Here is an 18238-nt window from a genome sequence, read left to right as displayed (position 1 = left end):
TGGATTTCCTCATGTCGCATATCTCCATCCTGATGTTCGTCGTGCTGGCGGCGTTGTTCTTTTCCGGATTTCCGGTCGGCTTTGTGCTGGGCGGCGTGACGATATGGTTTGGCATGCTGGGCTGGGCGTTGGATATGTTCTCGCCCACCGAGTTCTTCAACTTCATGTATCGGATTTGGGGTGGGGCAGCGGACAATATCGTGTTGATCGGCGCGCCGCTTTTTATCTTCATGGGCATCTTGCTGGAAAAGAGCCAGATCGCCGCTGACCTGCTGCGGTGCCTGCAGATTCTGCTGCGCCGTGTCCCGGGCGGGCTGGCGCTGGGTGTGGCCATCATGGGCACCATCATGGCAGCGACCACGGGGATTATCGGCGCATCCGTGGTCATGCTTTCCATGTTGGCATTGCCCGCCATGCTCAAGCAAAAATACGATACTGGTTTGGCGACCGGTATCGTCAGCGCATCTGGCACCCTGGGTATTCTGATACCGCCGAGCATCATGCTGGTGATCATGGGCGACATGATGCAGATCTCCACGGGAAAGCTATTTCTCGGTGCGGTACTGCCCGGACTGATGCTATCGGCGTTCTATGTGATCTACATCATCGCGCTGGCCTGGTTCAAGCCGCATCTGGCGCCGCCCTTGACCGACGATGAATGGGAATCCGAGGGCGAGTCCTTGACAAGTCTGGTGCTTCGCGCCTTTGTGCCGCCGACGGTGCTGATCGGGCTGGTACTCGGTTCGATCTTCATGGGCTGGGCAACGCCGACCGAGGCGGCAGGCGTGGGCGCGGCCGGGGCCATCGTGCTGACCATTTTCTCCGGCCGCTTCAGTGTTCCGCTGATGACCGACGCGGTGCGCACTTCAGCGCTCACGATCGGGATGGTGTTTCTTATCATCATCGCCGCGGCGTGTTTCTCCTACGTGTTCCGTTCGTTGGGCGGCGACGACGTCATCCACGAGATGCTGGATTCTGCCGGGCTGGGACCTTGGGGCGTGCTGGCGCTGCTGCTGGTTGGGGTATTCCTGCTGGGGTTCTTCTTCGATTGGCTGGAGATCATCCTGATTGTCGTGCCGATCTTTGCGCCCATCATCGCTGGTCTGGACTTCGGCGATCATTTGCCGGGCAAGGTCGAGGCCATCTACTGGTTCGCCATCCTGATTGCGATCAATCTGCAGACCTCTTTCCTCACGCCGCCGTTTGGCTTTGCCTTGTTCTTCGTGAAAGGCGCCGCGCCGCCCTCCGTGCGCATGGAGCAAATCTATAAAGGCATCATTCCGTTCGTGATGCTGCAGGTATTGGCTCTGATTATTGTGGTCACGTATCCCGACGTGGCTCTTTGGCTACCGAGAACATTACTGGGCAATTGATCAGGACACTAAGACTAGCCGTTTCGAACTCGACAACTGGGTGATGCCATGATGAAGAAAGCTTGGGAAGACTATCTGACAGAAGAGGATCGCGCCACTTTGGCGCGCGGTAAATGGGGCCAACAGATCAAGCCGGGCACCCGGCCCGCGATCGTGGCTATCGATGTCCAGAACTATATGGTGGGCCCCAAGGAGGGCGGCGACGAGGCCTATCCCTACAGCTGCGGTCAGATCGGATGGGACGCTGTTAAAGCGTCTGGCGAAATCATCGCTGCTGCCCGCCGCGCCGGCGCGCCGGTCATCTTTACACGTTTCGCGCTGGACCCCTCTGGTAACGACGGCGGCCTTTTCGCGCAAAAGGTCGGCAAAGGCGAGGGCGAATACGCCTTCGTCGAGGGTACCTTTGGTTCCGAGTTCGTCGCCGAAGTCGCACCGCAGCCCGGCGATATTGCGTTCACCAAAAAGAAGATGAGCGCTTTCTTCGGCACCCCGCTGCAGGCTTATTTAACCGATTTAGGCGTAGACACCATCATCGTCCTCGGCGGATCGACCAGCAACTGCGTGCGCGCCACCGTCGTCGATGCGGCACAGTCGAACTACAAGGTGCTGGTGCCCAGAGAGGCCGTGTTCGATCGTCTGCCGCTTTCGCATGCGGTGTCCTTGTTCGACATGGACCGCAGCTGCGCCAATGTGATGAGCAAAGATGCAGTGATCAGCTACCTGGGTCAGCTGCCTGAAGCCCGCGACCGATAACCAGCCCTGCGCGCAACCTGTCTCGAAAAGGAATCGTCGTGGATATCTACGCCAAACAAGGGATGGGCCAGCGCATGGGCTTTGGCCACCGCCCGGCGCTGTTGATTATCGATTTTCAAAACGCGTTTGCCGATGAGAATTTCTTTGGTGGCTACAACATCGGTGATGCCATGGCCAATACAGAGCGTTTGCTCCAAACCTGCCGGCAAACGCAGACGCCCGTGGCTCATGTTCGATTTGCTACCTCCAACGACGGTTCCGATATCGGGCCATTCGGAATGAAGGTGCCACGGCTAAAGGACTTGGTCGATGGCGACCCCGCGGCCGACATTGTGGCTGCACTGACCCCGCTAAAAAACGAGTTTGTCTCCACCAAGCGTCATGGCTCCGCGTTTTTCGGGACGAATTTGCACACCTGGCTGACCTCCAAAGGCGTCGACACGCTTTTGATCAGCGGTTGTGCGACCAGCGGCTGCGTGCGCGCCAGCACCGTCGACGCATCGGCCTATGGGTATCGCCCGATGGTCGTGGTTGACTGTGTTGGTGACCGCGCCCAAGCCCCGCACGAAAGTAACTTGTTCGATATGGGGCAGAAGTACGCGGATCTCGTGTCGTTGGAAGAGGTGCAAGCCTATCTGGCAGGCTAGGGCGGCCGTTTTACTCGTCGAGCTTGCTGTGTATGCGCGTTGTCTGGGTATAGCGTCCGCTCGGGTAGTAACCCAGTGCGATCTGGACTAGCTCACCGCGGCTGTCGTAATAGTGACGAATGATGGACAGCGCAGCCTGTCCAGGCGTGGCGTCCACGAGTTCGGCGATATCGTGATCCAGGCTGTCGGCCGTGAGTTCCTGGCGGACTTCGGCGATACGCACACCATATTCGCGCTCGAGCACCGCGTAGATGGGCTCACGCATATGTTTAAGCTTTTTTAGCTTAGGCGCGTACTTCGGTTGTACGTAGACCTTCAGAAAACTCAGAGGACGCGGTTGATCGGGTAAACAGCGCAGGATCTCCATATGCAGCCATTTCGCTCCCAGCTCACACTTTATCATCTTGACCAGATGACGGTCGGCCGTCACCGTGGACGTGCTAAGGATATGCATCTCGGTTTCGGTAGCGAACTCCAGCAGGTCCACCAGCGAGTTCAAACCGCTCATCATCCAGATCTTGCCGGGCTGAGTACGGACAATTGTTCCGATGCCCGCGCGCGCTTGTATCAGCCCTTGATCCTTCAGCTCGCGCAGCGCCTGACGAATGGTATGGCGGCTGACCTGAAAGCGGTCTACCAGCATTTCCTCGGTCGGCAGAACACTGCCTACCGTGTACTTTCCTTGCTCGATTTCTTTCTGCAAGGTGTGCGCCACCACGACATAAAGCGGCTGACGTAATGCGAGATCCTGCTCAGATTTGGGGCTTGAGATGCTTGACTGTGCAGATGTTTTTTTCATTGGTAGCCCTTCTGGGTTGCTTCCGTGTGCTTGTCCTGTCAATGCGACGGGTCATCTCGTACCGGATGAGTTCGGCACATAGCTAAATACTAGCGTGTTTGCGTTGACGAGGTTCGACAATCCCCCTATATTGTCCGTACAAATCTTAAATGTACGCACAAACGCCGAGGAGACACGATGGCAATTTTCAGGACGTTCTTGTTTGCTCCCGCCAACCATCCCAGACGGGTAGAAAAGGCCTTTCAGCTGGGCGCGGATGCGGTGATTCTGGATCTGGAAGACGCTTGCGCCATCAGCGAAAAGGTGGCTAGCCGTAGCAAGGTGGTCGAAGCCATGCAGCGTTCGCGCTCGTGCCTGGGTTATGTGCGTGTTAATCCCCTGAGCACCGAGTTCGCGTTTGGCGATATCTATGAAGTCGTGCAGCCCGGGCTGGATGGCATCGTTTTGCCCAAAACCGAGTCGTCGCACGATATCAAGACCGCCGAGTGGATGATCAGCTGCCTGGAGAAAGAGCGGGGGCTTCCCGTAGGTAGCATCGATTTGATGCCCTTGATCGAGACCGGTCGCGGCATGGCCAAGATTGGCGAGATTTTGTCGTGCGAATCTCGCGTGCGGCGCGTTGCCTTCGGCGCGGGCGACTTTTGTCTGGATATGAATCTGCAATGGTCGCGCGACGAAGAGGAGCTGCAGGCTTATCGGAGCCAGGTGGTCCTCATGTCTCGTCAGGCGGGAAAGGAACCGCCCATCGATACGGTGTGGATCAATATCCAAGATACCGAGGGCTTTGCGCAGTCCTCCAGGCGCGCGCTACGCATGGGATTCCAAGGGAAATTGTGCATCTACCCTGACCAGGTAGCCGTCGTCAACGACGTGTTCTCCCCCACCGAAGAGCAAGTCGCTCGTGCCCGCAAAGTCGTCGCGGCCTTCGAGCAAGCGGAGAAGGAGGGCAGTTCTTCATTCCAGCTGGACGGTCAATTCATCGACTATCCCATTCTCTATGCCGCTCAAAAACTACTCGCCGTACACGAAAAAGTCGTGAGCCAGCGCGCGAAGTGATCTGACACCTACGGAGGACAATGTGGTTGCTACTGCTATGAATATCCAGCCCCTTGATGGTTTAAAGATCATCGACGTTTCAAGCTTTCTAGCCGGCCCGTTCTGCTCGACTCAGCTCGCTGAGTTCGGCGCTGACGTGATCAAGATCGAAATGCCCAAGATCGGGGACGCATTGCGTCGTTTCGGCAGCATCACGCCCGAGGGCGATTCGCTGCCCTGGCTTTCTGAATGCCGCAATAAGAAATCGGTGACCTTGGATCTGCGTACGCCCGAAGGTGCCGAGTTGCTTAAAGAGCTCGTGCGCGGCGCGGATGTGCTGGTGGAGAACTTTCAACCCGGTACGCTGGAGAAGTGGGGCCTGGGCTGGGACGTCATGAAGGAAGTGAATCCAAAGCTCATCATGGTCCGCATTTCTGGCTATGGCCAGACCGGGCCCTACAGCCCACGGCCCGGTTTCGGTCGGATCGGCAATGCGTTCGGCGGCCTGTCATTTCTGGCGGGGTATCCCGATCGCCCGCCCGTGACGCCGGGCTCGGCCACCATTCCTGATTATCTGGCGGGCCTGTATGGCGCGGTGGGGGTGCTGCTTTCTCTGCAGGCGCTGCAGAAAACGGGCAAGGGCCAATATATCGACATCGGCCTGTACGAGCCGATTTTCCGTATCCTGGACGAGATCGCGCCGTCCTATCATATGAAAGGCTATGTGCGTCAGCGCATGGGCCCGGGCACCGTCAACGTCGTCCCGCACAGTCATTACCCCACCAAAGACGAGAAGTGGATCGCCATAGCCTGCACGAGCGACAAGATCTTCGAACGCCTGGCGACCGCGATGGGCGTTCCGGAATTCGGTGGAGAAGGGAAGTGGGGCACCATCAAGCAGCGGGATGCCGATCGCGAGAACGTGGACAACTACGTCACCGAATGGACATTGAAGTTCAACCGTGACGAAGTGATTTCGATTTGCGAGCAGTTTCAGGTGCCTTGCGGTCCGGTTTATTCGATCGACGAGATTTTCGAAGACCCTCAGTACAAGGCGCGCGAGAACATTGTCTATATCAAAGACGCCCATGGGCGCGAGCACGCGGTGCCTAACGTCGTGCCGCGCTTGAGTGAAACGCCCGGAGGTATCAAGTCGTTGGGCCCGACGTTGGGTCAGCACAATGATGAGGTATTTCGCGAACGTTTGGGCTTGAGCGAGGAGCGTATTGCTGAACTCAAAGAGAAAGGGGTGATTTGATCCGGCGGGCGGCAGGGTCCATCGCGTCGTATGCGTCGCCTCGTGCATCGGCGCGATAGGGAGGTAGTCCTATTCCTTGTAATATCGAACCTGTCCCATAATCGTGGCGGAGCCTGCTAGCTAGAATCAGCGTTCCTTTTCCAGCCAAAAGGCGCGCAGATGAGTCCGTCAGGCTCCTCCAATTGCTCTACATCCGATTGGGATACATCAAGCGGATCACAGCCGTTGCCCATGCAGTTCCACGGCAAGGCAGTCGGCTTTTTCCGCATCTGGCTGGTGAATCTGCTGCTCACTATTGTGACCTTGGGGATCTGGTCTGCCTGGGCCAAGGTGCGCACGAACCAATGGTTTCTGCGTCATACCGTGGTCAATGGTCACGCTTTCGATTATCACGCCACTGGCCTGCAGATCTTCAAAGGGCGGTTGATGGCTCTGATCGCCATTGCCGCCTATTCCGCGCTGGTTTGGCTGTGGCCCTCGCTCGAGTGGGCCGCCTTTATCGCTTTGATGTTGGCGTTGCCCTGGGCGATCAATGCGGGCCTGAGCTTTAATGCCGCCATGACCTCATGGAGCAACGTCCGCTTTGGCTTTCGCGGCCGATATGGCGGCGCGGCGCTCGTTTTCCTAATCATGCCGATCGTCGCGGTATTCTCATGCGGGCTATTGGCTCCATTGTGTTCGCGCATGTCCGCGCGCTATCTGGCTAGCGGCTACGGCTATGGCAACCTCGCCTTTGCGACCGAGCCACGGCTGAGCGCCCTCTATGCCGCCTTGGGGCGTAGCGTGTAGGTGTTCATCGCCACTGTCTTCATGGGCATAGGTGTGGCGTTTCTGACGGGCTTGTTTCCGCCGGGAGCGATGGCGCACATCCATAGTCATTTCGATCCCGTCAATCTCATTCTGAGTTTTTGGTGGGTGATTCTCAGCGGCTACATCGCCCTCTTTGTCGCGGGGCTTTATTACGGCGCTAGCGTGCATAACGAGATCCTTAACGGTACGACAATCACGGGTGGCCATCGCCTGGAAAGCCGCCTGTCGCCCTTGCGCTATGTCTGGATCATTGTGTCGGGCTTGCTCGTCGCCTCTGCCGCGCTGACGCTCGCCTATCCATGGGCGCGCGTGCGCCAGTACCGTTATCTGATGCAGAACATAACGCTACTGGCTGCGCCTGGACTCGACGAAGCGGTATCGAATCAGCAGAACGCGCCGGGCAGTTTCGGCGGGGAGTTCAGCGAGCTTGAAGGCTTCGCCAGTGCAGCGCTCTACTGAGCCCTGCACGTTGCGAGGCCGGCTTTTCCGGCCCAACGCGGCTTCCTATCGTGCTGCCTCGATCACGCTTCAGCCAGGCGGCTCGTTGCTACTGGACGACGGTGAGACAACGCGCGACCTGCCGCCAGGATCATTGCGGTGGTCCAGCCGCATGGGCGAGACCGCCCGACGCGCCACGCTCCCGGACGGCTTCGTATTCGAGACGGACGACAACGATCATGTTGACACGTTGGAGCGTACGTTCGGGCGGCGCAGCGTCGGCTTGTGGCATCGGTTGGAAAACCTCGGTGCACCGCTGCTCGCTCTGGCCGTCCTGGGCGTACTTGGTTTTTTTATCGGATTGCGTTGGACCGTGCCGTGGTTTGCTGACGCCGCCTCGCGATTGGTTCCCCAGGCCGTAGAGGCCCGGCTCGGCGGTGCCGCAATGGATACGTTGGATAGCGTGGCCTTGCACCCTAGCGAATTGCCAGCCAAAAAACAGCGCGCCATCCTCGCCGTGTTCGATGAGCTCTCCAGCCACGCGGATACAAAGTCTGGCACGCTGAAGCTCGCCTTCCGGCGCGGTGACAAGCTGGTCGGTGCCAACGCGATAGCGCTCCTCGGTGGCCAGATCATCGTCACCGATGAACTGGCGGACCTGGCACAAACGCCAGACGCCCTGGCAGGGGTGCTTGCTCACGAGATTGCCCACGTTGAACTCCGACACGGCATACGCCGCCTGGCGCGTGTCGCTGGCCTGTCGGCCGTCGTGATGTTGATGACGGGCGACCTGTCGAGCATGACGCACGACATGGGCGTGCTAGGGGCGGGCTTGTTCGACCTGGGGTATTCGCGTGGGTTCGAGCGCGACGCTGACGCGCGTGGCGCGGCTTTGATGCGGCAGGCGAATCGCGATCCTGAAACATTGGCGGTGTTGCTGGAAAAGCTGTCGGAACGCAGCGCCAGCGGAGGGCCGAGCTGGTTATCGAGTCACCCGCGTACGGAGGAGCGCGTGCAATGGATCCGAGAAGGGCGCTGAAACAGAAGCAGTCTTAAATCGGAACCGTTGCCCTTTTCCCCATACTACGATGGATTTCATCCACGCATTTGAAATGAGTGCTGACCTATTCCCAACGGCACAACCTAAACCGGCAGTCCCGCAGCGAGACGCCAATGTCGCACGCCGAGCGACAAAAACTCATTCACGTGTGAATACAACATTGTGACTCCCTGAGACTGCCAGTAGGCCATATCGTTTTCCTTGACCAGAAAGCCCGCCGTGCGACCGCGGGCGACGATCCTGGACACGACGTCCTGTAGCTTAGCCTGCACGGCAGGTTGCGAATAATCACCGTCATACCCCATGCTCTTGGCAAGATCTACCGCGCCCACAAAGAAGCAATCGACCTCTGAAAGGCTCAGAAAATCATCGAGTTCCTGCACCGCCGGGACGGTCTCGATTTGAACGATGATTACTTTGCGTGCGAAGGTAGAGGGGGACGCGTATCGGATATCCGCGATGGCACGCTGGGCCTGATCCGCTGTATCCAGCCTGGGGATGACGAGCCCATCCACGCCTCGCATGATTGTGCGTTCGATGATCCATGGCTCAGGCGACGGAATGCGGGCGATAGCGCCTACCCCATTGGACTGCGCGGCGCGGCCCATGTACTCAACGTCAGCGTAACTGAGGTTGCCTTGTTCACAGTCGAACATGAATGCGTCGATCCCCAGACGCGATACCACATCAACGACGCCAAGACTTGGATGGTTCACGTTGATTAACGACACGGTATCGCCGTTCCTGAGTTTGTCTTTGAATGTGCTCATTGTTCATCCGAGAGTGCTCTGGCCGCCTGATAAAGGTCGAATAGTTCCGTATCACTATGAGGCCCCATGCCCGATTGCGCTGCACGGGCTAACACCGCGCGCGCGGCCCGCGAAACCGGGACGCTCGCGCCGAGAGATTGAGCCGACGCTAGCGCAATGTCGAGGTCTTTCAAAAACGTGTCGATGCTGGCGTGCACTTCATGGTCGCCTTGGGTCATGCGCGAGGCGCGATTCAAGAACATCTGTGACGCTCCGGAGCTGCACCCGACGACCTCAATCAGCTTGTCCAGCGCCACACCTGTTCGCGCGCCCAAAGCTAGCGCTTCCGCCGTCAGGACGACGTGACTGGCGGCCAGCAGGTTGTTGATGATCTTGATGGTGGATGCCACACCCGTCTCGCCGACGTGGTGTATTTGAGCCGCACACGCGGACAGGTAGGGCATGGCGCCTTCGAGCGCCGCCTGACTGCCCCCCGCGATAACCGTCAGCGTGCCGGCTTGTGCCTTGCGACGTCCACCGCTGACCGGGCCGTCCAGAGGCGTTAGCCCGTATTCGGAAAGACGCCTTGCACATTCGCGCATCACGTCTGCCGGTATAGTGCTCGCGATCCACACGACGCCTGCGCGCGGCATTGTGTGGACAATGCCCTCCGGTCCAAACAGCACCGCTCGCACTTGCGTGGCGTTGCTCACCATGATGATGGCACATTGCGCCGAGGCCGCCGCTACCGCAGGCGATGCGCACATCTGCGCCCCACGCATTGCGAGGGCGTTCGCCGCTTGCGGGTTGGGGTCCACCCCGCGCACATCGAAGCCGGCCCCGATGAGCCGGCAGGCCATCGCCTGCCCCATAATGCCCAGTCCGATGCAGGCAACGGTTTGGGGGTCGGCAGGGCATCCGCTGTCTTCCCTCGAGCTCATCATTGCGCCTTAATCCACTTTGGCGCCAGCGAGGTCGACGATCTCCTTCCAGCGTGGAATCTCGGTCGCGAGATGCTTGCGCAAGTCGTCGGGCCCCTCTACTTGCGGGTCCGCCCCGATCGCGACCATCCTGTCGTGCACGTCTTTCTGAGAAACCACTTTTTTGAGCTCTTCATAGATGCGCTGTGTGATCGCTTTCGGCGTCTTGGCGGGCGCCATCAGTACAAACCAGCCTCCGATCTGGTAGTCCTGCAACCCTTGCTCCTTCATTGTGGGCACGTCAGGCAGGATGGGGGATCGGGTCTCGCCCGTTGTCGCGATAGGCTTGACCATGCCAGCCTGAATTTGCCCCTGCATCGCGGTGATATTGTCGAACATCACCGCGACCCGCCCCGCCATGAGATCGTTCAAACCGGGGACGTTACTCTTGTAGGGGATGTGCGCGAGCGGAACGCCGGATTGCTTTACAAACAATGCGCCGGCCAGATGGCTGGTGGTGCCATTGCCGGAAGAAGCATAGGGATACTTTTCGGGATCGGCTTTGGTCAGCGTGATGAATTCCTGAAGGTTATTGGCCGGAAACTTTCCTGGCACTGCCATGACAAACTTGTTCGTGGCGATCAGCGCGATAGGCTCGAAATCGTTGATGGCGTCATAGGGGAGTTTCGAATACAGCACAGGGTTGATGCCATGTGTGGAACTGCTGCCCAGCAGGATGGTGTACCCGTCCGGGGTGGCCTTGGCCACATCTGCCGTGCCGACGCTGCCGCCCGCGCCGGGTTTGTTCTCGACGACGATCGGTTGGCCCAAACCCTCTGACATCTTCTGGGCCAGCATGCGTCCCAACACATCGGTGCCCCCGCCCGCGGCGAACGGAATCACCATCCGTATCGGACGTTCGGGCCATTTCTGTTCAGCCGATACGGCGGGCGCGGCGGAAAGGGCCCCCACCGTCATGGCGACCATCAGTGATGCTATGCGCAGATAATTTTGCATGTCTTCCTCCTGGCTATCATTGTGGTTGTGAGGTTGGGGAGCAGGCTGGCGTCTAAGCCGACTCCACGACCAAGGCATCGCTTTGTCCAAATCCTCCGCAGATCGCAGCGATGCCACGCTGCTTCTTGCCGGCCTTTTCAAAGCCCGACAGCAGTGTCATGACCAGGCGCGCACCGGACGCGCCCAGCGGATGGCCGATCGCCACGGCACCGCCCCACGGATTGGTCCGCGATCGGATCGTCGCCAGATCGGCCTGCGATCCCTGGCTGAGAACCTGCGTGCTGACCAATGCCGTAGCGGCATAAGCCTCGTTAATCTCTATCCGGTCGAAGTCCAGAATGTCGGCGCCTTCGATCGCCAACAGTCGTTCAATGGCCGTGGCGGGTAGCGATGTACCTGACGTGGGGCCGCCAGCGGCTTGCGCGTACGAGGTGATGTGGCCTAGTACAGGCCAGCCGCGTTGCGTGGCGAAGGCTCGGGTGCTCAGCACCAGGAACGCTGCGCCGTCGCTTAGGCCCGGGGCATTGCCGGCAGTGATCGTGGGGCTTCCATAGACGGTTTTTAACCGCGCGAGTTTGGATGGTGTCGTGTCGGGTCGCGGGCCTTCGTCGACCGTGACTCGTGTGAGTTCCGCGCCGTTAGCCACCTCGATGGGTACGATCTCGTTTGCAAAGGCGCCTTGCTCCAGTGCCTCGAAATAGCGTTGATGACTTTGGGCCGCCCAGGCGTCTTGTTGCGAACGATCAACGCCGAAGCGTTCGGCCTCTTCGCCGGAATACACGGCAATGGGCCGGTCCACTGCATCCCCCCCCAGAATCAATGGGTCTTTCAATTGGACAGAGCCGGGCCGGATGCTGCGTTGACGTGGCAGGTACATCGGCATGTTTGACAGGCTCTCCATGCCGCCGGCAATCGCCACGTCCTGTAGTCCCAGCATGATGTCTCGTGCGGCTTGCGCGATGGCGGTCATGCCCGAACAACACGCTCTGTCGATACCGACGGAAGGAAGCTCCTGAGCGAGCACGGATCGCAGCACGGTTTGGCGCGTGACCGTCAAGGCCGCTGCCCCAGCGAGCCCGATCCCGCAGTACGCAGCTCCGATATCCGCTGCCGGAATTCCGGATTTAGTTAATAGCGCATTGATGACTTGTGCTCCCAAGTCGGGCAGTGTCAGGGGGGACAACACGCCACCGAAACGCCCAAAAGGCGAACGCGCAAAGGCGCACACGACGACTTCGCGATCGGGACACCCTATACGAATTGCACCGCGGGTTTGTGTCATGCGACAGGCTCCTTGTTATCACCGGACTGCAAACTGTCGGCATAGTCGCGCTGCAGTCGTCGTTTATCGATTTTTCCGTTGTTGGTCTTAGGTAACTCAGCAACGAGCCGCCATGCACGCGGCGTTTTGATGCCTAGAATGGGCCGCATTGCGGCCGCCAGCGTATCGGCGGTCCATCGCTCGGGTTGATCCTGGACCACATAGGCCACTGCGATCTCACCCCACGATGCGTCAGGGTGCGCCACCACGGCAGCTTCGAGCACGCCGGGCAGGGCAGTCAGGTGCGATTCGACCTCGCTGGGATAGATGTTGAAGCCGCCGCAGATCAACATATCTTTGCGCCGGCCAACCAGCCGTATCAGACCGTCCTCGTCAGTGGTCGCCAGATCGCCCGTCCATAGCCATCCGTCTCGCACCGTCTCGGCGGTCAGGTCCGGCTGTTCCCAATAGCCTTGCATGACGTGTTCGCCGCGAATAGTCAGCTCGCCGATTTCTCCAGACGCCACCGGATCACCACGTTTGTCCCGTACGACCATCTCCACGAATGTGTAAGGTCGACCGATCGCGCCATGTCTGAACCTCAGCTCGCCGTCCGCATCGCGCAGGATATGGTCCTCGGGCGGCAGGTGCGCGCAGGTCATCATCGCTTCGGTCTGGCCGTAGTTCTGCCATAGGATGGGGCCAAAGACCTGCCATGCCCGTTCCAGCGTATTCGCGGGAATGGCTTCCGCTCCATAGCCGATAAAGCGCAAGCTTTTAAAGTCCCGGCTATCCAGGTCCGCCAGAGTCAAGAACCGGGTCAGGAAGGTGGGAACGCAGGTAAATGCCGTCACCCGCTCGCGTTCAATGGTATCGGCCAGATTCGCAGGCGTGGGCGGTGATACGATGATGTTGCGCGCGCCCCGCCAATACCATGGCGCCAGATAGGCGCCGCTGGAATGGGTCATCGGTCCGACATAGGCAACGACATCGTCGCGGGATAGCGGTCGGTCCACCAGCATATTGCGGTAGACCGCTGCCCAATTGCCGTGCGAGAGCATGACGCCTTTAGGATTGCCCGTCGTGCCCGAGGTGTAGTTGATGGTCGCAAGTGTATTCAGGCTCGCCCGATGGAGTTTGTCCGGGGCGATGCAATGGCTGATGAGTGACGCCCATTCGTCGGAGGTGATAGGTATGCGGTGCACGCTATCGTTGAGGCCGGCGGCGGCAACCGTCGCTGCGCATTCCGCGTCATGGACCAACGCCGCCGCATCACAATGTGCAGTCAATGTTGCTAGTTCGTGTGCGGTATAGCGGAAGTTGACCGGGACGCGAACCAGGCCCGCTCGTTCCAATGCGAACTGCAGCATCACGGCTTCCGCCCGGTTATGCATCATGACTGCCACACGTGAGCCCGGCTCGTACGCGTTGGCCAGCCCGCTGGCGAGGCGGTCGACCAAGGCCTCGAACTCCCGATATGTCCATTGCCGCGATCCGTCGATGATCGCGATGCGATCGCCGTGGCGGTGCGCGGCCTGAGACGTCCATAGCGAAAGATTCATAAAATGTGGTTCCTGCTTTGGATTTTCATTTCCGTGGACGAGGCTCGTATCTGTGTTTCATCGTCCCGCGCAACTCTTGCCGCCATCGACGGGCAGGCATACACCGGTGATGTATTTGGCCTCGTCCGACACCAGAAAGAGCGCGGCGTGTGCCACATCCCATGCATCGCCCATCCTTCCCATTGGCGAAGCCGAATTTCTTTTCTGCCGCATGGCTTCGATGCTGTTGAATTCGCCCGCGATCTGCCGGTAGATCATGGGGGTGTCCATGACGCCAGGCAAAACCGCATTGACCCGTATGCCTTGACTGGCATACTGCACCGCCATCGCGCGCGTCAGTTGATTCAATCCGGCCTTCGCGGCTGCGTACGACGGGTAAGGGTAGTGATTGACCTGAATGGAGGCGAGCGACGAGATGTTGACGATCGCGCCGCTATGCTGGGCTTGCATCACCGGCAAGACGTGTTTGCAAGTCAGGAACACCCCGGTTAGATTGGTGTCCAGGACGCTGCGCCAACTTTCCTCCGAGGCCTCCACGACGTCCCCCATCGCTGTGATGCCGACGTTGTTATGCAGAACGTCGATGCGGCCGTGATCGCGCAGCACGGTATCTACCACCGCCTTGATGTCACTGGACACGGTGATGTCAGCCCGCAGTGCGGCGCAGACGCCTCCCTCGTCAAGGATGATGTCGCGGGTGCGTTCGGCTGCCACGAGGTCCACATCGACGGCATAAACAAGCGCGCCCTCGCGGGCGTAGAGCGCGGCCGCCGCCTTGCCATTACTCCAGCCATCTTCGCGCGAGCCGGCGCCCATCACGATGGCTACTTTCGATGCCAGTCGTTGCATCATGAGGCTAGTCCAACGCGATGTTGCCGAACTCGGCGACTTTCTTCCACTTTGCCACGTCGTTGCGCACCATCTCGCCGAACTGCTCAGGTGTGTCAGCGATGACATAAGCGCCCAAGGCCTCGTAGCGGCGCTGTGTCTCGGGGTTCTTCAGCGCGCGCACGGCGGCGGCGTTCAATTTCTTCAGCACGTCATCGGGCAGTCCCGCAGGCGCCAGCAAGCCATTCCACATTTCCGCGTCGTAATTCGGCAAGCCGACTTCCGCTGCTGTCGGCACGTCCGGCAATTGCGCCAGCCGTGATTTGCCCGCCACCATGACTGGAATCAGATTGCCCGCCAGCATATGCGGCATGGAGGAAGCCGCCGTGTCCCAGATCATGTCGACCTGCCCGCCGATGACGTCATTCAATGCCGGCCCAGTGCCTCGATACGGCACGTGCGTGATATCGAGTCCTGTCAGGGATTTGTAGTATTCCATCGCCAGATGCGTGGCACCGCCGTTGCCCGATGAGGCATAGGTATGCTTCTTCGGTTCGGCCTTCAACGTCTCGACAAAAGATGGATAGTCCTTGCCCGCAAACTTCTTGTTCACCGCGATCACGCCCGGCACGCGGATGATCTGCGTGATGGGCGTAAAGTCTTTGTACGCGTCATACGGGAGATTGCGATAGACCGCCGAGTTCGTGCCGTTCGTGCTCGATGTGCCTAATAGCAGTGTGTATCCATCGGGCTTGGCGCTCGCTACAGCGCGCGCGCCGACCGTCCCACCCGCGCCCGCTTTGTTCTCTACCACGATGGTCTGGCCAAGCTCTTTCGACAGGGAGTCCGCCAATATGCGTCCCACCACATCGGACGTGCCGCCAGGCGGGAAGGGCACTATCAGGGTTAGTGGCTTATCCGGATAGCTGGTTTCGGCGGCCGTCGTGGTCAATGACGCGGTCATGGCGAGTACCGCGGACGTCATGGCAAACAGCGTTTTAGTTTTCATTGTCTATGTCTCCTTTGGGGCGGGTACTGCCGCTCGCCTGGGCGGCCAGCGGTGTTAAGCGTTATGCGATGCGGTCGCCGGGCTTGACCTTCGCTGCGCGGTTATCGACTCCGGGTAGCATCTTGGCCGGGTCCCGTGTGACGACGATATCGATCACGGTCGGGCGATCCGTGCATTGGGCGGCGGCATCCAGCGCGCTGCGCAGTTCTGCGGGATCTTCGACGCGGATACCCTGGCATCCCAGCGCGCTCGCCACGTTGGCGTAATTGGTGTCGTTCAGATCCGCTGATTGATAGGTATCGGCCCCGTACATCAGGTGTTGCAGCGCCTTGACGTAGCCAGACGCCGCGTTGTTGACGACGAGCAAGGTAAAAGGCAGCTTTAAACGCACCGCTGTTTCCAATTCACCGAGCGACATATTGCAGCCGCCATCGCCCGTCAGGCTGAGCACGGGCTTGCCGGGCGCGGCCAGGGCGGCACCAATCGCGCCCGGGATGCCGTACCCGATCGACGCGAAGCCGCGATCCGGCACGAAGTGTCGTCCCGGCTGCTTCGTGTCGAACAAGAGCCCGCCCCAGTGCGCGGCAAAGCCGCCGTCTGCAATCAGATACCCATCTGCGGGTAGCCAGGCATTAATCTCGTGCAGTAGCCGGGCCATGCCTACCGGCCGCTCATTGGACTCCAGTCTTTCTTTGACGGAGCTGCGCCATTCCACCATACGCTTGCGCGTCTCGATTGCCATATCGTCACGACGTTGGTCGTGACGCAAAGACAGCACCTGCGCTTGCAGCTCCGGCAGTGTCGCCTTGATATCGCCCCAGAGGCGTACTTGCGCCGGTGTCGTGCGTTCCAACTCTTCTGCCACGATGTCCAGATGAATCAGCGGCGTACCCGCCGGAATCAAATCAAATCGGCGTGTGGCGATTTCTCCCAGTTTGCAGCCGACGACAAACAGACAGTCCGCGGCGGCAATCAGGTCATTGGCAATCCGGCTATATCGGCCGAACAGGCCTGCATTCAAATCATGCGTGCATGCGATGGCGCCTTTGCCACTGAGCGTATGCGCGACAGGGACGTCCAAATTTTCCGCGAAGGCTTGCACGGTTTCGGCGGCACCGCTCAGGTGTACTCCGCCTCCACATAGCATCACCGGACGACGGGCGCGTGCCAGCAAGTTCGCAGCCTGCTGCAAAGTTTCCGCATCCGGCCGGATGCGTAGCGACGGCGTCTGATTGACGAAAGATCCTGCCGTAAATTCAGACATAGAAAACGTGTGCGTGGCATGCGCGATGTCCTCTGGCACATCCAGCACCACCGGCCCCGGACGGCCCTGTGTCGCCACCGCGAACGCGCGTCTCACCAGTTCGGGAATGCGTTCGATGCGTTCTACGCGGATCAGCTCCTTGCTGATGGGGCGTAATACCTCGATCTGACGCGTCTCCTGCGTCATGTTTTTCCAAGAGTGGGCGCGGTGCGAGTCGCCCACTTGCACGACGAGGGGTGTGCCGGCGTTCAGGGCTTCCACCAGCCCTGTTACCAGATTCGTAGCGCCAGGCCCCAGCGTTGCATCGCAGACGCCGACGCGGCCGGAGACCTTTGCATAGGCGTCCGCAGCAAAGATCCCACACCGTTCGTCGTTGATCAGATAGTGGGTCATGCCCAGCCGCCGCACGGCATCATAGAAGGGCAGCATCTGAAATCCACCCATCCCGAACATGGGGCCTACCCCGTGGGCGGCGTACATGCGTGCGATGGCTTCACCGCCGGTGATTTCAATGGTTTCGGACATTTTGGAATCTAGCTCCTGTGGGTGTGCCCGCCGAGTTGCAGCGATGCATAGAAAGACTTCAAAGAATCGCCAGGGCGCGCACCCAATTCACGGGCGGGCGCGTTGGCTCGCGAGATGATTCCCTCGTCGTAGCAGGATCGGGAATCGCCGATACGCGCACTGTCCGCGCTGACTGTCACGGCGGCGATGCCACGTGCTTCCAGGCGTGGCAAACGGCTGTATCCTGCGTCGTCCTTGCCTCCACCTGCGTCATGAAACGAGATCACCGGCACCTGCACACGCACGCTATCGGTGCCCGAACTGGCGAGCAGAGCGCCATGCGACGCTGTTACGACCAGTGCATTCGCATCGGCATCTTCCAGCAGCGAGACTGAATCGATACCGATGACTTTGCGGTGGCCTACGTTCGCCAGTTCATACCTGGCTTCTTCTGGCTTTACCGCATCCGCCACCGCAGCATGCGTTCCTTGCGCGAGCAGCGTAGCGGCATCCGTCACCGACATGCCTATCATGCAGCCACGCAGCCGGGCAGTCTCGTTGACGTGACTCAGTTTGCCGTGATCACGTGTATCCGCACCGTCCCCGATGCGTGCGGACCAGTGATCGACGGCGGCTGCGGGAATACCGCAGTGCTGCAGGTATTCCAGACCCGCAATCCCAGCAGCGTCCTTTCCCACGCCCGCGTTATTCAAAAAGATCGCGGTCACGCCGGCAGCGGCGGCGAGATACGCCGGGTAAACCCCGCCGTGCGAGGCCGCGATTACGACGTGGCCACGGTGATGCGCCGTCAGCTTGGTCGCACTATCCAGAACAGTTGTCTCAACCACATCAACTCCATTAGGTGGAGTACTCTTTATTGGAAAACTGCGGACTACTGGGATAGATTCTAGTAATCACCACCGGGTACGGCTATGCACAACTCCACCATAT

At 59.6% G+C, this 18238-nt stretch carries 16 protein-coding genes and 1 pseudogene; 7 read left to right on the top strand and 10 right to left on the bottom strand.

Translation table 11 applies throughout. The features are described 5' to 3' along the window. Positions 1 to 11 precede the first annotated feature (11 nt). The 3 genes from GOQ28_RS04175 (at position 12) to GOQ28_RS04165 (ending at position 2773) form a co-directional block, all read left to right on the top strand. Positions 12 to 1373 carry a TRAP transporter large permease gene (locus GOQ28_RS04175; RefSeq protein WP_236844210.1) on the top strand — a complete coding sequence of 454 codons (1362 nt, stop codon included), beginning with the start codon at positions 12 to 14 and terminating at the stop codon, positions 1371 to 1373. Positions 1374 to 1421: 48 nt separating this feature from the next. After that, a complete protein-coding gene (locus GOQ28_RS04170; protein WP_160355545.1) occupies positions 1422 to 2126 on the top strand; it encodes an isochorismatase family protein in 705 nt (234 codons plus the stop codon). A 62-nt stretch (positions 2127 to 2188) separates the two neighbouring features. Beyond that, complete coding sequence (locus tag GOQ28_RS04165) at positions 2189 to 2773, top strand: isochorismatase family protein (RefSeq protein WP_160355583.1); 585 nt, start codon at positions 2189 to 2191, stop codon at positions 2771 to 2773. A 10-nt stretch (positions 2774 to 2783) separates the two neighbouring features. On the opposite strand, the gene GOQ28_RS04160 is transcribed toward GOQ28_RS04165, so the two are convergent. After that, positions 2784 to 3572, bottom strand: coding sequence for a GntR family transcriptional regulator (locus tag GOQ28_RS04160; protein WP_160355544.1), 789 nt, complete (start codon positions 3570 to 3572; stop codon positions 2784 to 2786). 177 nt (positions 3573 to 3749) lie between these two features. On the opposite strand from GOQ28_RS04160, the gene GOQ28_RS04155 reads away from it, so the two are divergent. The 4 genes and pseudogenes from GOQ28_RS04155 to GOQ28_RS18740 all read left to right on the top strand — a co-directional run bounded on the left by GOQ28_RS04155 (position 3750) and on the right by GOQ28_RS18740 (position 8152). Continuing rightward, the gene (locus GOQ28_RS04155) at positions 3750 to 4628 is read left to right on the top strand and encodes an HpcH/HpaI aldolase/citrate lyase family protein (protein ID WP_160355543.1); all 879 of its coding nucleotides are present in this window, start codon (positions 3750 to 3752) and stop codon (positions 4626 to 4628) included. 37 nt (positions 4629 to 4665) lie between these two features. Continuing rightward, on the top strand, positions 4666 to 5865 hold the full coding sequence (locus GOQ28_RS04150; RefSeq protein ID WP_160355542.1) for a CaiB/BaiF CoA transferase family protein: 1200 nt from the start codon (positions 4666 to 4668) through the stop codon (positions 5863 to 5865). Between the two features lie 159 nt (positions 5866 to 6024). After that, a pseudogene (locus GOQ28_RS18580) lies at positions 6025 to 7134 on the top strand (YjgN family protein). Then, entirely contained in the window at positions 7118 to 8152 is a 1035-nt protein-coding gene (locus tag GOQ28_RS18740) for a M48 family metalloprotease (protein ID WP_160355539.1), read from the top strand. The pseudogene GOQ28_RS18580 and the gene GOQ28_RS18740 overlap by 17 nt, the downstream one beginning before the upstream one ends. 104 nt (positions 8153 to 8256) lie before the next feature. Here GOQ28_RS18740 and GOQ28_RS04130 read toward each other — a convergent pair whose 3' ends face one another. From GOQ28_RS04130 to GOQ28_RS04090, 9 genes are all read right to left on the bottom strand, one after another. Beyond that, positions 8257 to 8943, bottom strand: coding sequence for an HpcH/HpaI aldolase family protein (locus tag GOQ28_RS04130; protein ID WP_160355538.1), 687 nt, complete (start codon positions 8941 to 8943; stop codon positions 8257 to 8259). Further along, entirely contained in the window at positions 8940 to 9866 is a 927-nt protein-coding gene (locus tag GOQ28_RS04125; protein ID WP_160355537.1) for an NAD(P)-dependent oxidoreductase, read from the bottom strand. Before GOQ28_RS04125 ends, GOQ28_RS04130 begins: the two co-directional genes overlap by 4 nt. Before the next feature lie 6 nt (positions 9867 to 9872). Further along, a complete protein-coding gene (locus tag GOQ28_RS04120) occupies positions 9873 to 10859 on the bottom strand; it encodes a Bug family tripartite tricarboxylate transporter substrate binding protein (RefSeq protein WP_160355536.1) in 987 nt (328 codons plus the stop codon). A gap of 52 nt (positions 10860 to 10911) precedes the next feature. Next, complete coding sequence (locus tag GOQ28_RS04115; RefSeq protein WP_160355535.1) at positions 10912 to 12141, bottom strand: thiolase family protein; 1230 nt, start codon at positions 12139 to 12141, stop codon at positions 10912 to 10914. Beyond that, positions 12138 to 13682 (bottom strand): class I adenylate-forming enzyme family protein, encoded by a 1545-nt coding sequence (locus tag GOQ28_RS04110; protein WP_160355534.1) that lies wholly within the window; start codon positions 13680 to 13682, stop codon positions 12138 to 12140. Before GOQ28_RS04110 ends, GOQ28_RS04115 begins: the two co-directional genes overlap by 4 nt. Before the next feature lie 57 nt (positions 13683 to 13739). Further along, entirely contained in the window at positions 13740 to 14534 is a 795-nt protein-coding gene (locus GOQ28_RS04105) for an SDR family NAD(P)-dependent oxidoreductase (RefSeq protein WP_160355533.1), read from the bottom strand. 4 nt (positions 14535 to 14538) lie between these two features. After that, on the bottom strand, positions 14539 to 15519 hold the full coding sequence (locus tag GOQ28_RS04100) for a Bug family tripartite tricarboxylate transporter substrate binding protein (RefSeq protein WP_160355532.1): 981 nt from the start codon (positions 15517 to 15519) through the stop codon (positions 14539 to 14541). 61 nt (positions 15520 to 15580) lie between these two features. Further along, positions 15581 to 17308: a thiamine pyrophosphate-binding protein gene (locus GOQ28_RS04095; protein ID WP_160355531.1), complete on the bottom strand. Its 1728-nt coding sequence runs from the start codon at positions 17306 to 17308 to the stop codon at positions 15581 to 15583. An 8-nt stretch (positions 17309 to 17316) separates the two neighbouring features. Then, positions 17317 to 18135 carry a hypothetical protein gene (locus GOQ28_RS04090; RefSeq protein ID WP_160355530.1) on the bottom strand — a complete coding sequence of 273 codons (819 nt, stop codon included), beginning with the start codon at positions 18133 to 18135 and terminating at the stop codon, positions 17317 to 17319. Positions 18136 to 18238: the final 103 nt, after the last annotated feature.

The organism is Bordetella sp. 02P26C-1, assembly GCF_009763255.1.
GTDB lineage: Bacteria > Pseudomonadota > Gammaproteobacteria > Burkholderiales > Burkholderiaceae_B > Bordetella_A.
This window is presented reverse-complemented; position numbering and strand designations above follow the sequence as displayed.